General features: G+C 67.1%; 14 protein-coding genes. 8 read left to right on the top strand and 6 right to left on the bottom strand.

Annotated elements, in window-relative coordinates; all coding sequences use genetic code 11:
- The first annotated feature begins 100 nt into the window (after positions 1-100).
- The 4 genes from betI (at position 101) to BLV15_RS20380 (ending at position 4622) form a co-directional block, all read left to right on the top strand.
- Positions 101-679 carry a transcriptional regulator BetI gene (gene betI, locus BLV15_RS20395; RefSeq protein ID WP_090231560.1) on the top strand — a complete coding sequence of 193 codons (579 nt, stop codon included), beginning with the start codon at positions 101-103 and terminating at the stop codon, positions 677-679.
- Between the two features lie 169 nt (positions 680-848).
- Positions 849-2321, top strand: coding sequence for a betaine-aldehyde dehydrogenase (gene betB / locus BLV15_RS20390; protein ID WP_090231559.1), 1473 nt, complete (start codon positions 849-851; stop codon positions 2319-2321).
- Between the two features lie 54 nt (positions 2322-2375).
- The gene (gene betA / locus BLV15_RS20385) at positions 2376-4061 is read left to right on the top strand and encodes a choline dehydrogenase (RefSeq protein ID WP_090231558.1); all 1686 of its coding nucleotides are present in this window, start codon (positions 2376-2378) and stop codon (positions 4059-4061) included.
- 162 nt (positions 4062-4223) lie between these two features.
- Complete coding sequence (locus tag BLV15_RS20380; protein WP_090231557.1) at positions 4224-4622, top strand: hypothetical protein; 399 nt, start codon at positions 4224-4226, stop codon at positions 4620-4622.
- A 30-nt stretch (positions 4623-4652) separates the two neighbouring features.
- Here BLV15_RS20380 and grxC read toward each other — a convergent pair whose 3' ends face one another.
- Both grxC and BLV15_RS20370 read right to left on the bottom strand, forming a co-directional pair.
- Positions 4653-4907, bottom strand: coding sequence for a glutaredoxin 3 (gene grxC / locus BLV15_RS20375; protein ID WP_090231556.1), 255 nt, complete (start codon positions 4905-4907; stop codon positions 4653-4655).
- 26 nt (positions 4908-4933) lie between these two features.
- Positions 4934-5452 carry a carboxymuconolactone decarboxylase family protein gene (locus BLV15_RS20370; RefSeq protein WP_090231555.1) on the bottom strand — a complete coding sequence of 173 codons (519 nt, stop codon included), beginning with the start codon at positions 5450-5452 and terminating at the stop codon, positions 4934-4936.
- Positions 5453-5581: 129 nt separating this feature from the next.
- On the opposite strand from BLV15_RS20370, the gene BLV15_RS20365 reads away from it, so the two are divergent.
- The gene (locus BLV15_RS20365) at positions 5582-6412 is read left to right on the top strand and encodes an AraC family transcriptional regulator (protein WP_090231554.1); all 831 of its coding nucleotides are present in this window, start codon (positions 5582-5584) and stop codon (positions 6410-6412) included.
- A 62-nt stretch (positions 6413-6474) separates the two neighbouring features.
- Here the strand turns inward: BLV15_RS20365 and BLV15_RS20360 are convergent, their stop codons facing one another.
- Entirely contained in the window at positions 6475-6915 is a 441-nt protein-coding gene (locus tag BLV15_RS20360; protein ID WP_090231553.1) for a nuclear transport factor 2 family protein, read from the bottom strand.
- Between the two features lie 198 nt (positions 6916-7113).
- On the opposite strand from BLV15_RS20360, the gene BLV15_RS20355 reads away from it, so the two are divergent.
- On the top strand, positions 7114-7731 hold the full coding sequence (locus BLV15_RS20355) for a TetR/AcrR family transcriptional regulator (protein WP_090231552.1): 618 nt from the start codon (positions 7114-7116) through the stop codon (positions 7729-7731).
- 48 nt (positions 7732-7779) lie between these two features.
- Here BLV15_RS20355 and BLV15_RS20350 read toward each other — a convergent pair whose 3' ends face one another.
- Positions 7780-8634: a LysR family transcriptional regulator gene (locus tag BLV15_RS20350; RefSeq protein ID WP_090231551.1), complete on the bottom strand. Its 855-nt coding sequence runs from the start codon at positions 8632-8634 to the stop codon at positions 7780-7782.
- Positions 8635-8842: 208 nt separating this feature from the next.
- On the opposite strand from BLV15_RS20350, the gene BLV15_RS20345 reads away from it, so the two are divergent.
- Together BLV15_RS20345 and BLV15_RS20340 are read left to right on the top strand one after the other, a co-directional pair.
- Entirely contained in the window at positions 8843-10297 is a 1455-nt protein-coding gene (locus BLV15_RS20345; protein ID WP_090231550.1) for an MFS transporter, read from the top strand.
- Positions 10298-10326: 29 nt separating this feature from the next.
- Positions 10327-11085, top strand: a complete 759-nt coding sequence (locus BLV15_RS20340) for an SDR family oxidoreductase (protein WP_090231549.1) — start codon at positions 10327-10329, stop codon at positions 11083-11085.
- A gap of 83 nt (positions 11086-11168) precedes the next feature.
- Here the strand turns inward: BLV15_RS20340 and chrA are convergent, their stop codons facing one another.
- Together chrA and BLV15_RS20330 are read right to left on the bottom strand one after the other, a co-directional pair.
- The gene (gene chrA / locus BLV15_RS20335; protein WP_090231548.1) at positions 11169-12536 is read right to left on the bottom strand and encodes a chromate efflux transporter; all 1368 of its coding nucleotides are present in this window, start codon (positions 12534-12536) and stop codon (positions 11169-11171) included.
- A 223-nt stretch (positions 12537-12759) separates the two neighbouring features.
- A complete protein-coding gene (locus BLV15_RS20330; RefSeq protein ID WP_090231547.1) occupies positions 12760-13995 on the bottom strand; it encodes a saccharopine dehydrogenase family protein in 1236 nt (411 codons plus the stop codon).
- Positions 13996-14103: the final 108 nt, after the last annotated feature.

The raw sequence follows: 14103 nt of genomic DNA, 5'->3' as shown, positions 1-14103 counted from the left end.
ACGTTCAATTAAAAACGATTAGATTGAAGGGGTGATGCCATCGGCCGCCGCGTCCGCAGAACACGCCCGGCCACCCGAAACGCCGCGCCAGGAGACGCACATGCCGAAAGTGGGAATGCAGCCGATACGCCGGCAGCAGCTGATCGAAGCGACGCTCGCTGCCGTCAACGAAGTGGGCATGCACGAGGCGTCGATCTCGCAGATCGCGCGCCGCGCCGGCGTGTCCAACGGCATCATCAGCCACTACTTCAGCGACAAGAATGGCCTGCTCGAAGCGACCATGCGCTACCTGCTGACGCATCTGGGCAGCGCCGTGCGCACCCGTCTCGACGCCCTCGCCGAGCGCTCGCCCCAGGCCCGCCTGCGGGCGATCGCGCTGGCCAACTTCGACGACAGCCAGACCAACGCCGCGGCGATGAAGACCTGGCTGGCGTTCTGGGCCAGCAGCATGCATCACCCGCAGCTGTACCGGCTGCAGCAGGTGAACAGCCGCCGGCTGTACTCGAACCTCTGCTACGAGTTCCGCCGCTTCCTGCCGCGCGACGAGGCGCGCCTGGCGGCGCAGGGCCTGGCCGGCCTGATCGACGGGTTGTGGCTGCGCAGCGTACTCAGCGGTGAACCCTTCGACCTGTCGCAGGCTCTGCTGATAGTCGATCGCTACATCGCCTCGCAATCGTAGGGTGCGCCATGCGCACCGCCAACAACTGCGCATTCCCAGGTGCGCACGGCGCACCCTACCGCGACACCGAAACCGTAGGGTGCGCCACGCGCACCGCCGGGCAACGCCGCATTCGCTGCGGCGCGCAGCGCACCCTGCGACCGGCAATCCACCCACGAGAGGAGCCTTCATGTCCCGCTTTGGCGTGCAACAACTCCACATCGACGGCCGCTATCAGAGCAGCAGCGGTAGCGAAACCTTCGAGGCCATCAACCCGGCCAACGGCGAGGTGATGGCCGAACTGCAGGCGGCGACGCGCGCCGACGTCGACCGCGCGGTCGAGGCCGCGCAGAGCGGGCAGAAGGTCTGGGCGGCCATGACCGCGATGCAGCGCTCGCGCATCCTGCGTCGCGCCGTCGACCTGCTGCGCGAGCGCAACGACGCGCTGGCCGAACTGGAAACCCTCGACACCGGCAAGGCGCTGTCGGAAACCACCGCGGTGGACATCGTCACCGGCGCCGACGTGCTGGAGTACTACGCAGGGCTGATCCCGGCCCTCGAGGGCCTGCAGGTTCCGCTGCGCGAGGGCTCCTTCGTCTACACCCGCCGCGAGCCGCTGGGCGTGGTCGCCGGGATCGGCGCCTGGAACTACCCGATCCAGATCGCCCTGTGGAAATCCGCGCCGGCCCTGGCGGCCGGCAACGCGATGATCTTCAAGCCCAGCGAAGTCACCTCGCTGACGGCGCTCAAGCTGGCCGAGATCTACACCGAGGCGGGCCTGCCGGATGGCGTGTTCAACGTGCTCACCGGCAGCGGCGCCGAGGTCGGCCAGGCGCTCGCCGAGCATCCAGGCATCGCCAAGGTCTCCTTCACCGGCGGCGTCGCCACCGGCAAGAAGGTGATGGCCAGCGCCTCGGCCTCGACGCTCAAGGAAGTGACCATGGAGCTGGGCGGCAAGTCCCCGCTGATCGTCTTCGAGGATGCCGACCTCGACCGCGCCGCCGACATCGCGCTGATGGCCAACTTTTACAGCTCCGGGCAGGTCTGCACCAACGGCACGCGGGTCTTCGTACCGCGCGCGCTGCAGGCGGCGTTCGAGGCCAAGGTAGTGGAACGGGTGAAGCGCATCCGCCTCGGCGACCCGCTGGATGCGCGCGTCAACTTCGGCCCGCTGGTGAGCTTCGCGCACATGGAGTCGGTGCTGCGCTACATCGAGAGCGGCAAGCGCGAAGGCGCGCGCCTGCTGATCGGCGGCGGGCGCGTGACGGAAGGCGAGCTGGGCAAAGGCGCGTTCGTCGCACCCACGGTGTTCAGCGACTGCACGGACGACATGCAGATCGTCCGCGAGGAAATCTTCGGCCCGGTGATGAGCATCCTCACCTACGACAGCGAAGAGGAGGTCATCCGCCGCGCCAACGACACCGACTACGGCCTCGCCGCCGGCCTGGTAACCCGCGACCTCGCCCGCGCGCACCGGGTGATCCACCGCCTGCAGGCCGGCATCTGCTGGATCAACACCTGGGGCGAATCCGCGCCGGAAATGCCGGTGGGCGGCTACAAGCACTCCGGCGTCGGCCGCGAGAACGGCGTCGCCACCCTGGAACACTACACGCAGATCAAATCGGTGCAGGTCGAGCTGGGCGATTTCGCCTCGGTGTTCTGAACGCCTGCCGGCCCTGCGGGGCCAACCGACCCGAACAATGCGAAAGGAGGTTTCATGCAGTACGACTACATCATTATCGGCGCCGGCTCGGCCGGTAACGTCCTCGCCGCGCGCCTGAGCGAAGACCGCGACGTCAGCGTGCTGCTGCTGGAAGCCGGCGGTCCCGACTACCGGATGGACTTCCGCACGCAGATGCCCGCCGCCCTCGCCTTCCCCTTGCAGGGCCGCCGCTACAACTGGGCCTACCTGACCGATCCCGAGCCGCACATGAACAACCGCCGCATGGAGTGCGGCCGTGGCAAGGGGCTGGGCGGGTCGTCGCTGATCAACGGCATGTGCTACATCCGCGGCAACGCGATGGACTTCGACAACTGGGCGAAGGAACCGGGCCTGGAAGACTGGACCTACCAGGACTGCCTGCCGTATTTCCGCAAGGCGGAGAGCCGCGACACCGGCGCCAACGACTTCCACGGCGGCGACGGCCCGGTCAGCGTGACCACGCCGAAAGCGGGCAACAACCCGCTGTTCGAGGCGATGATCCAGGCCGGCGTGGAAGCCGGTTACCCGCGCACCGACGACCTCAACGGCTATCAGCAGGAAGGCTTCGGCCCGATGGACCGCACCGTCACGCCGAACGGCCGCCGCGCCAGCACCGCACGCGGCTACCTCGACCAGGCCAAATCGCGCCCCAACCTGACCATCGTCACCCACGCGATGACCGACCGCATCCTCTTCGAGGGCACGCGCGCCGTGGGCGTTAGCTACCAGAGGGGCCACCTGAAGGAAGCGGTCAGCGTGCGAGCGAATCGCGAAGTGCTGCTGTGCGGCGGCGCCATCGCCTCGCCGCAGATCCTCCAGCGCTCCGGCGTCGGCCCGGCCGACCTGCTGCAACGCCTTGGCATCGAGCTGGTGCACGCATTGCCGGGCGTCGGCGAGAACCTCCAGGACCATCTGGAGATGTACCTGCAATACAGCTGCACCCTGCCGGTTTCGCTGTATCCGGCCCTCAAGTGGTACAACCAGCCGGCGATCGGCGCGCAGTGGCTGTTCGCCGGCAGCGGCATCGGCGCCAGCAACCAGTTCGAGGCCGGCGGCTTCATCCGCAGCCGCGAGGAGTTCGAGTGGCCGAACATCCAGTACCACTTCCTGCCGGTGGCGATCAATTACAACGGCAGCAACGCGGTGGAAGAGCACGGCTTCCAGGCCCACGTCGGCTCGATGCGCTCGCCCAGCCGCGGCCGCGTGCAAGTGAAGTCCAGGGACCCGCACGAGCACCCGAGCATCCTCTTCAACTACATGTCCAGCGAGCAGGACTGGCAGGAGTTCCGCGACGCCATCCGCATCACCCGCGAGATCATGGCGCAGCCGGCGCTCGACCCGTACCGCGGCCGCGAGATCAGCCCCGGCGTCGAGGTGCAGAGCGACGAACAGCTGGACGCCTTCGTCCGTGAACACGCGGAAACCGCCTACCACCCCTCCTGCACCTGCAAGATGGGCAGCGACGCGATGGCGGTGGTGGACGGCCAAGGCCGGGTGCACGGGGTGCAGGGCCTGCGCGTGGTGGACGCCTCGATCATGCCGCAGATCATCACCGGCAACCTCAACGCCACCACCATCATGATCGCCGAGAAGATCGCCGACCGGATTCGCGGCGTCACACCCCTGCCGCGCAGCGAAACGCGCTACTACAAGGCCGACGGTGCGCCGTTGCGCCAGCCCCCGCGCCGCGCGCTGGGCTGATCGAAACGCCGAAGAGGCAACGAAAAAGGCGATCCTGACGGATCGCCTTTTTTCGTAAGTGCCGCTGACGCCGCCGTGCGAACGAATCGCCACCGTTCGGCCCCGCGCACCCGTCGCTCAGCAGTGGGCAAGCGCCACTGCGGATGGCTATGATCGGAGCCCATGACGCCTCCGCTGACCCGCCAACCCTGCCCGCCCGGCGCCTGCAACTGCGAGCGCGAACGGCTGCATGAAACCCCGGGCGCCGACCTGCGCATCCTCGGTCTAACCCGCAGCGAGGAAAAGCGCCTGCTCGAACGCCTGGAGAATCTCGCCGACCTTCCCGACCTCGAACACATGCAGCGGCGCATGTACGAGCAACTCGGCATCCGCCTGGAGATCGGCCCCGGCTTCAACGAAGTCCGCAGCATGCGCGGCCTGCAGATCCAGATCGATCCCCTGCCCGGCCTCTGCCGCAAAACCCGCCAGTCGATCCCTTCGGCGATCCGCCGGGCGCTGGAAAAACGCCCCGAGATCGCCTATCGCCTGCTCGACGCCAACGACCTGCTGCGCGACGCCTGAAGCGCCCCGGCGCCGCGCCGGTCGTTCACACTAGCCTTGCAGCAGCCCGTCCAGCTCGCCGCGGCGCTCCAGCGCGGCCAGGTCGTCGAAACCGCCGACGTGCAGCTCGCCGATGTAGATCTGCGGCACCGTCCGGCGCCGGGTGCGCTCCATCATCTGTGCCAGGGCCTGCGGCGAGGACGCCACGTCGATCTCGTTCGGGGTGATGCCCTTGCGCGCCAGCAACGACTTGGCGTTGACGCAGTAGGGGCAGTGACTCGTGGTGTAGAGGGTTACCGGCTTCATTGCGCTTGCTCCTCTGTCTGCCGTGCTCACAGGCTCACGGGCGGAAAGTCGACGTCGGTGGCGGCGACGTTGTTGAGGTAGTTGGTCAGCGTGAGCAAGGTGACCTGGGCGATCAGCTCCACGAGCTTCGCATCGCTCAGTCCACCGGCGCGTGCCGCGGCGAGTTGCGCATCGCTGACCTGGCCACGACTCTCGGTCACCTGCCGGGCGAACAGCGCCAGCGCGCTCAGGCGGCCCTGCCGCGCTTCGCCGATGGCCTCGGCGTCGAGCCCGGCCTTGCCGGCGAACAGCGTGTGCGCGGCCAGGCAGTACTCGCAGCCGTTGACCTGCGATGTGGCCAGGGCGACGGTTTCGCGCTCCGCGGCGCTGAGGGAGCTCTTCGCCATGGCGCCGGCCAATGCCAGATAGCCGCCCAGGGCCGCAGGCGAATGGGCCAGGGTCTTGAACGCGTTGGGGAGGAAACCGAGGCTCTTCTGCAGGGCTTCCAGTTGTGCGCGGGAAGCGGCGGGAGCTTGTTCGAGGGGCAGTGCGGCGATGCGGGTCATGATGATTCTCCAGTCGGTGGCGGGTCGCCGATCGACAACCCTTGGAACCGATGGTAGGCAGCAGACCTTTCCTTTTGGATTCAAATCGTCGAAGTTATGCGACTGATCGTCTAAACGAGAAAATCAGACATGGATCGACTCTCCGCCCTCATGGAGCACTTCAGCCTGCACGCCTCGGCGTTCCACCTGGGTGGCTTCTGCGGTATCAGCGGTTTCACCGGCAAGGAGCAACGCGGCTACGTCCACCTGCTGCGTTCGGGGAGAATCAGCTTTCGCGAGGGCAACGGCCCGCCCACCGTCATCGACAGGCCCAGCCTGGTGTTGCTGGCGCGGCCGCAGGCGCACCAGCTGGTGGCGGGCGAGGCCGACCATGCGGAGCTGGTCTGCGCGACGCTGAACTTCGACGGTGGCGTCGACAACCCGCTGTCGCAGGCGCTGCCCAGCCATATCGTGCTGCCGCTGGACGAGCTGCCGACGCTGAGCGGCAGCCTGGACTGGCTGTTCCGCGAGGCGTTCGGCGAGGATTGCGGACGCGACGCGATCCTCAACCGACTCATCGAGCTGATGCTGATCCAGCTGTTCCGGCAACTGATGAACGATGGCGCGATCTCCACCGGGATGATGGCCGGGCTCGCCGACCTGCGCCTGGCGCGGGCGATGACGCTGATGCACGACCAGCCTGCCCGGCCCTGGTCGGTCGCCGAGCTGGCCAGCGCCGCGAGCATGTCGCGCGCCAGCTTCGCGGCACGTTTCCACAAGGTGGTGGGCAGCACGCCGGCGAACTACCTCGCCGGCTGGCGCGTCAGCCTGGCGCAGAAACGTCTGCGCGAAGGGCGCCCGATCGCCCTGATCGCCGACGAAGTGGGTTACGAAAGCCCGTCCGCGCTGGCCCGGGCGTTCCGTCGCAAGGTCGGGGCAAGCCCGAGCGAATGGGCGCAGCGGATCGGCATTGCCGGCTAGAAACCCGAAGCGCCGCGCGAACCGCCGCCCCCAGGTCGAGCGCGCCCTTTCACCGCACCTGATCAGCCGGCGCTCTTCGCCTTGTGCGCCGCCAGGTAGGGCGCGAGCCGTGCGCCCATCTCCGCGCCCAGCGCCTGCAACGCGCTCATTGGCCGGACCATCACCTCGAAATCGACGATCTTGCCGCTCTCGTCGAAGCGGATCATGTCGATGCCCTTGAGCTCCTTGCCACCCACCTGGGCGCTGAACTCCAGCACCACGTTCAGCCCGTCGGCGCTCGCCAGCTGGCGGTGATAGGTGAAGTTCTCGAAGACCTTGATCACCGTGTTGAGGATCGTCGCCACGACCGGCGCACCCGGATAGGCGCTGTGCGCCATCGGCGAGCGGAACACCACGCTCGGTGCCAGCAGCTCAGGCAGCGCGCTCAGGTCGGCTTCGGCCACCATCGCGTGCCAGCGTTGCAGGGAAGTTGCCGCAGCCGGCTGGAGTTGCAGGTCGCTCATGTCTGTGCCTTCTTCTTGTTGTTGGAGCCGCCGGTGCGGCGGCGGATTGCGCCGTGGGCGCGCTACGCGTTCTCTGCATGGATCTCTCGGATACCGCTACAGGCCGCGAATGGAGCGAGATTACGGAGCATAACTTATCACTGTCAAGATTCTTCCGCATGTTAGGATTCCGCCTCCTCCCGTGCTCAGCGACCGCCCATGCAGACCGCCCCGAAGAAAGCCTCGCCGCGCAAGCGCGACACCTACCACGTCGGCAACCTCGCCCCGCAACTGCTCGACGCGGCCCGCCGGCTGCTGGATGAAGAAGGCCCGGGAAAACTGTCGCTGCGCGCCGTATCCGAACGCGTCGGCGTCAGCCCCACCGCCGCCTATCACCACTTCGCCAGCCGCGGCGAACTGCTCGCCCACCTCGCCGCCCAGGGCTTTCGCGAACTCAGCCAGGTGCTCGCGGACGACAGGGAGGACGGTGGGCCACTGCTGCAGGTGTGCCTGGCCTATTTCCGCTTCGCCCGCGGCAACCCGGCGATCTACCAGTTGATGTTCGGCGCGGAATTCGTCAGCGGCGAAACCCTGCCTGCACTCGCCGAAGCACGGGACGAAGCCTTCGGCCGACTGGAACGGATCATCGCCGACGAACTCGCTTTGCCTCGGGACGCCTCGGAAGTGCGCGCCGCCGCGCTGGCCAGCTGGTCCTACATCCACGGCCTGGCCTCGCTGATGATCCACGGCGTGATCCAGGTGCCGGATGCGGTCGGCGACGAGCGCCTGGTGGAGTTGACGCTGGGGGGACTGCAGCGGGTGTTCCGGGGAACCTGAGCCCAGGCGGCGCAGGCGATGCACCTGCGCGCCCTGGCGGGCGGCTGCTCAGTGACTGCCGAGCATGTCGTTGGCCAGTTCCACGAGCGCGCGCAGACGGTCCAGGCGCCGCATGTCCTGGTGGTAGCCCATCCAGATATCCCGCGGAGGCGGCGCTTCGCCGAGGTCGATGCGCGTCAGGCCCGGCAGCTGGTCGCCCAGCAGGCGCGGCAGCACCGCGATTCCCAGCCCCTGCGCGCACATCCGCGCCTGCACGGTACGGCTGCTGCTGGTGAACACCGTGCGCGCGGCGGGCAGCATGCGCTGTAGCCACAGCACATCGGGGTAGTACGCCTGCGCGGTGTTCATCAGGATCAGCTTGCAGCCCGCACCTTCCGCACCGGGCTCGAAGGGCACGGCGGCACTGCCGTACAGGCCGTAGGGCATGCTCATCAGCCGGCGTTGCACGATGTCCGGCTGATCGAACGGCACGATGCGAAAGGCGATGTCCGCTTCGCGGCGGGTGAGGTCCGACAGGCGCATCCCGGCAATCACCTCCGGCACCACGGCGGGATAGCGGCGCACCAGCTCGCCCAACACCGGGGCCAGCACGTAGCCGGCGAACCAGTCGGCCGAAGAGATGCGCAGGATGCCTTCGGGCTGCTCGTCGCTGCCATCGATGCGCCGGGCGATGGCCAGGGCGCTGCTTTCCATTTCCTCGGCAAGGCTCAGGATGCCCTCGCCGATCGCCGTAGGGACGAGGCCTTCGCCGGTGCGCCGGAAGAAGGCCTGGCCGCTGGCCTGCTCCAGTGCCTGCAAACGCCTGCCCACGGTGGGGTGGCTGACGCCCAGTTGCCTGGCCGCAGCGCCCAGGGAGCCGGCGCGGGCTATCGCCAGGAAAAACCGCAAGTCGTCCCAATCCACCCCGCCACCCCTTACAAAAATGAACGCGCAATGTGCAGCGATGGCAGTCCCGCCAGCGCCTCCCGGCTTTCAAACTTCGGCCACGTTCGGCCTGGCCGCGTCGCCAGGCCACTCTCACGCCGCTCGACAGTGTACGTAGCGGCGCGCTGGCCAGGCCAGGGACCTCTTCGAACCTGCCGGGCAAGTGCCGTTTTCTGGAGACCTTGCCATGACGCTTTCTACCTCAGCTCCAGCCGCTGCCGTTGCCACGGCGCCTCGCCGCTGGCTGGCCTTCGCCGTGCTGCTGGCCGGCGCATTCCTGCCGCCGCTGGATTTCTTCATCGTCAATGTGGCGCTGCCGTCCATTCGCCAGGACCTTGGAGCGACCCCGGCGCAGATCGAGTGGGTGATCTCGGCCTACGCGGCCACTTACGCGGTGTTCCTGATCACCGGAGGGCGCCTGGGCGATCTGTTTGGCCGGCGCCGGGTGTTTCTGGCAGGCATGGCCGGCTTCGGCTTGGCTTCGCTGATCTGTGGATTGGCGGCCTCGCCGTCGGTGCTGATCGCTGGACGGGTGTTGCAGGGGCTGAGCGCCGCGGCCATGGCGCCGCAGGGGTTGGCGTCCATCCATGCGCTGTTTCCCGAGCACGAGCGCTCGCGGGCGTTGGCGGTCTATGGCGCGGCGCTGGGCATTGCCGCCGTGGTTGCCCAGGCCTTGGGCGGCGTGCTGATCGCGGCCGATGTATTCGGGCTGCAGTGGCGGGTGATCTTCCTGATCAACCTGCCCATCGTGGCCCTGGTTTTCCTCGCCGGCATCCCCTTTTTGCCCGACACCCGCAGCCCCACGCCGGCGTCGCTGGATCGCCTCGGCGTACTGCTCTGCGCGCTGACGCTGGGGCTGCTGGTGGTGCCGCTGGTACAGGGCCGCGAGCTGGGCTGGCCGTGGTGGCTGTGCCTGATGCTGCTGGGCGCGCCGCTGGTAGCCGTGGGCTTCTGGCGCCATGAAGTGGCCCTTCAGCGGCGCGGCGGCACACCGCTGCTCAGTCCCCAGCTGGCGCGGTCGCCGCGCCTGCTGGCGGGGCTGGTCGGCGTGCTGTTCTTCTACGTGGTCTCCGGGTTCTTCCTGACCTTTTCGGTGTACCTGCAGGACGCCCTCGGCGCTTCACCGGTGGTCACCGGTCTGATGTTCGTGCCGTTCGGTGTTGGCTATGTGATCGGCCCGCTGACCACCCCTGCCGCCATCCGCTGGTTCGGCCGCTGGGTGCCGGCCCTGGGCATGCTGCTGGAGGCGCTGGGCTGCCTTGTGCTGAGCCTGGCGGTGGATGCCGCCGCGGCAGGTGAACGACCGGCCCTGGTGCCGCTGATCCTGGGCGTCGGGCTGCTGGGTTTCGGTCAGGGCTGGGCCTTGCCGACGCTGATCCGCAGCGTGATCGATCGCGCCCCGGCCGGCGGCTCGGGAATGGTTTCCGGGCTGGTCAACTCGGCGTTGCAAATCAGCGCTGCCCTCGGTGTAGCGGTGCTCGGCGGGCTGTTCTACGCCGTCGCCGCACCGGCACATAGCCCGGCCACGCTGGCCCACGGTTTCATCGCCGCACTGCTGGGCATCGCCCTGTGCCTGGGCCTGTCCGCACTGCTCGCGCTCTACGCCTCGGCGCCCCGCTCGGGCAGCGCCGAATCCCTGTAATTACCCCACACTTGTAAGGAGCTCACCCCATGTCTGGCAGATTCTTCAACCAGGTCGCCGTGGTCACCGGCGGCTCGACCGGCATCGGCTTTGCCATCGCCCAGGCGCTGCTCGCCGAAGGCGCCAAACGCGTTTACCTCACCGGGCGCTCGGCCGCCTCGCTCGACAATGCCGTGGCCACGCTCGGCGAACGGGCGGTTGCGGTGGTGTCCGACGTCAGCCGGCAAGCCGACCTCGATGCGCTCAAGACCCTGGTGCAGCAGCGCGATGGCCAGCTCGACATGGTGTTCGCCAATGCCGGAATCTGCGAAAAGAACCCCGTCGGCGAGACCAGCGAAGCCAGTTACTACACGATGTTCGATATCAACGTGAAAGGCGTTTTCTTCACCGTGCAGACCCTGCTGCCGCTGCTCAAGGACGGCGCGGCCATCGTGCTGACGGCGTCCATCTGCTCCAGCAACGGCATGGAAGGCCTGAGCCTGTACAACGCCTCCAAGGCGGCCGTGCGTTCCTTTGCCCGAACCTGGGCCAACGAACTCAAGGGCCGGAAGATCCGCAGCAACGTGCTGAGCCCCGGTTTCACCCGCACCCCGCTGATGGACAACGGCCTGAAGATGGACGAAACCCAGATCCAGGCACTCACCGAACATGTCTCCGCCATCGTGCCGCTGGGCTACATGGCCAGCCCCGACGAGATCGCCACCTCGGCCTTGTTCCTGGCCTCGAACGATGCCCGCTACGTCAACGGGGTCGAGCTGATGGTCGACGGCGGCCTCTCGCAGATCTGATACGCCAGGGCCGAGCGCATGGCCGCCCTCGCGAATGCGCTCGACCTTGCCCCCGCGAGGCGAGTCCTTCTCGTACAACCAGCTCAATGGCTCGGGACGGAGAGCCATACCGCCAGCCCGGCCAGGGCACATCCGATCAAGACCTGAATGACGCTGCGCTTGTAGCGGAACAGGGCAACCGCGGCGCCCAGCGCGATCAATGCCGACGGCCAGTCGAATTCGCCGCCGAAACCCCGGGGCCAGAGGACGTGGTAGCCGAAGAACAAGGCAAGGTTGAGGATCACGCCCACGACGGCGGCGGTGATGGCGGTCAGTGGTGCGGTGAACTTCAGCTCATTGTGGGTCGACTCCACGAGAGGCCCGCCCACAAGGATGAACAGGAACGACGGCAGGAAGGTGAACCAGGTGACCAGGGTCGCGGCCAGGGCACCGGCGAGAAAGGCCTGATCCGGACCGAAGATCTGCTGCACGTAAGCCCCCACGAAAGCGACGAACGCCACCACCATGATCAGGGGGCCAGGCGTACTTTCGCCAAGCGCCAGGCCGTCGATCATCTGCGTGGGCGTCAGCCAGCCGTAGTGGCCGATTGCGCCCTGGTATACGTAGGGCAACACGGCGTAGGCGCCGCCGAAGGTGAGCAGCGCAGCCTTGGTGAAGAACCAGCCCATCTGGGTCAGCGTGCCGTTCCAGCCGAAGGCGAGGACCAGCAATCCCATCGGCAGCACCCAGAGCGCCGCACCCGTCACCAGCAACACCGCGAGGCGCGACCACCTGAAACGCGCGTGCTCGGGGGTCGGGGTGTCATCGTCGATCAACGCCGGGCCGAAGGTGTTCCTGGCTCCGGCATGTCCGCCGCGAACCTGGAACGTGTCGGGGGCCATTGTGCCGCCTATGAAGCCGAGCATCGCCGCGCCCAGCACGATCAACGGGAACGGCAGGTTGAGCGCGAAGATGGCGACGAAGGAAGCCGCGGCGATCGCCCACAACGCCTTTTTCTGCAGCGCCCTGGAACCGATGCGATGGGCCGCCTGTACGACGATGGCCGTCACCGCCGGCTTGATGCCATAGAAGATCCCCGCCACCAGCGGGACGTCGCCCAGGGCGATGTACACCCAGGACAGGGCGATCAGGATGAACAGCGAGGGCAGTACGAACAGTACCCCGGCGATCACGCCTCCCCACGTCCGATGGAGCAACCAGCCGATGTACGTCGCCAACTGCTGCGCCTCGGGACCTGGAAGGAGCATGCAGTAGTTCAGGGCGTGGAGGAAACGACGCTCGGATATCCAGCGCCGCCGCTCGACCAGCTCCTGGTGCAGGATGGAAATCTGCCCGGCGGGCCCGCCGAAGCTGATGAACCCGATCCTGAGCCAGAACAGCACAGCCTGAAGCAGGCTGACCGGCTCGACGCGCTCTGGCTCCTTCGTTCTGCCGGGGGTGACTTCACTCATCGCCTTTCTCTTCTCTCGAAAGCCGCCTGCTGCTTGAGCGCAGCGCCACGCAGCCAGATCCGGCCAGCACACCGCCGTTTTCGGGCGCTGTGCATGGGCGGAATCCGCCAACGCCCGGCCGCTCCGCCCCATGATAGGTTTACCGGCCGCTCATCCGGCAAGGCACGCTGAAAGCGGACCAAAAAAACGCCCTTCCGGGCGTCTTTTTCAGGCGGCTGACGGCTCAGGCCCAGGGGCGGTCGCCGGCCTCGTCGCGCACGCGGGTGGGCAGGCCCATCACGTCCAGCGCACGGAGGAACGGCTCGGCCGGCAGTTCCTCGACGTTGACCATGCGCTGCACGTCCCACTCGCCACGGGCGACCAGCAGGGCAGCCGCCACCGGCGGCACGCCGGCGGTATAGGAAATGCCCTGGCTGTCGGTCTCGGCGAAGGCCTCCTCGTGGTCGGCCACGTTGTAGATGAAGACTTCGCGCGGCTGGCCGTCCTTGCTGCCCTTGACCAGGTCGCCGATGCAGGTCTTGCCGGTGTAGCCCGGCGCCAGCGAGGCGGGGTCGGGCAGCACGGCCTTGACCACCTTGAGCGGCACCACTTCCAGACCTTCGGCGGTCCGCACCGGTTGCTCGGAGAGCAGCCCGAGACTGTTCAGCACGGTGAACACGTTGATGTAGTGCTCGCCGAAACTCATCCAGAAACGCACGTTGGGCACGTCGAGGTTCTTCGACAGCGAGTGCACCTCGTCATGGCCGGTCAGGTAGAGGTTCTGCGAACCCACGACCGGCAGGTCGTCCGTGCGTTTGACTTCGAACATGCGGTTGCTGGTCCACTGGGCGTTCTGCCAGCTCCACACCTGTCCGGTGAATTCGCGGAAATTGATTTCCGGGTCGAAATTGGTGGCGAAGTACTTGCCATGGGAGCCGGCGTTGACGTCGAGGATGTCGATCGAATCGATGCGATCGAAATACCGCTGTTGCGCCAGGGCCGCGTAGGCATTCACCACGCCCGGATCGAAGCCCACGCCGAGGATGGCGGTGACGTTCTTCTGCCGGCATTCCTCGAGGTGCTTCCACTCGTAGTTGCCGTACCAGGGCGGCGTTTCGCAGACCTTGCCCGGTTCCTCGTGAATGGCGGTGTCCAGGTAGGCGGCGCCGGTATCGATGCAGGCACGCAGCACCGACATGTTGAGGAAGGCGGAACCGACGTTGATCACGATCTGCGATTCGGTCTCGCGGATCAGCGCCCTAGTCGCTTCGATATCCAGTGCGTCAAGCGCGAAAGCCTTGATATCGGCGGGCTGCTTGAGGTTGCCCTTGGCTTTGACGCTGTCGATGATGGCCTGGCATTTGGAGATGTTCCGCGACGCGATGGCAATACGACCGAGTTCGTCGTTGTGCTGCGCGCACTTGTGGGCCACCACCTTGGCGACACCTCCTGCGCCAATGATAAGAACGTTCTTCTTCAATTGTTTCACCTCCTGGTACTGCGGTTTTGAGACGGTTATTGCAGGCCTGCTCGTCGTCTCGCGAGGCAGGCTTTTTTTCATCCGACCGGAGCGCCGCGGGACGTCGGC

The sequence above is a fragment of the Pseudomonas kuykendallii genome (assembly GCF_900106975.1).
Classification (GTDB): Bacteria; Pseudomonadota; Gammaproteobacteria; order Pseudomonadales; family Pseudomonadaceae; genus Pseudomonas_O; species Pseudomonas_O kuykendallii.
Note: the sequence above shows the minus strand (reverse complement) of the source record. Positions and strands in the feature narration are given on the sequence as shown.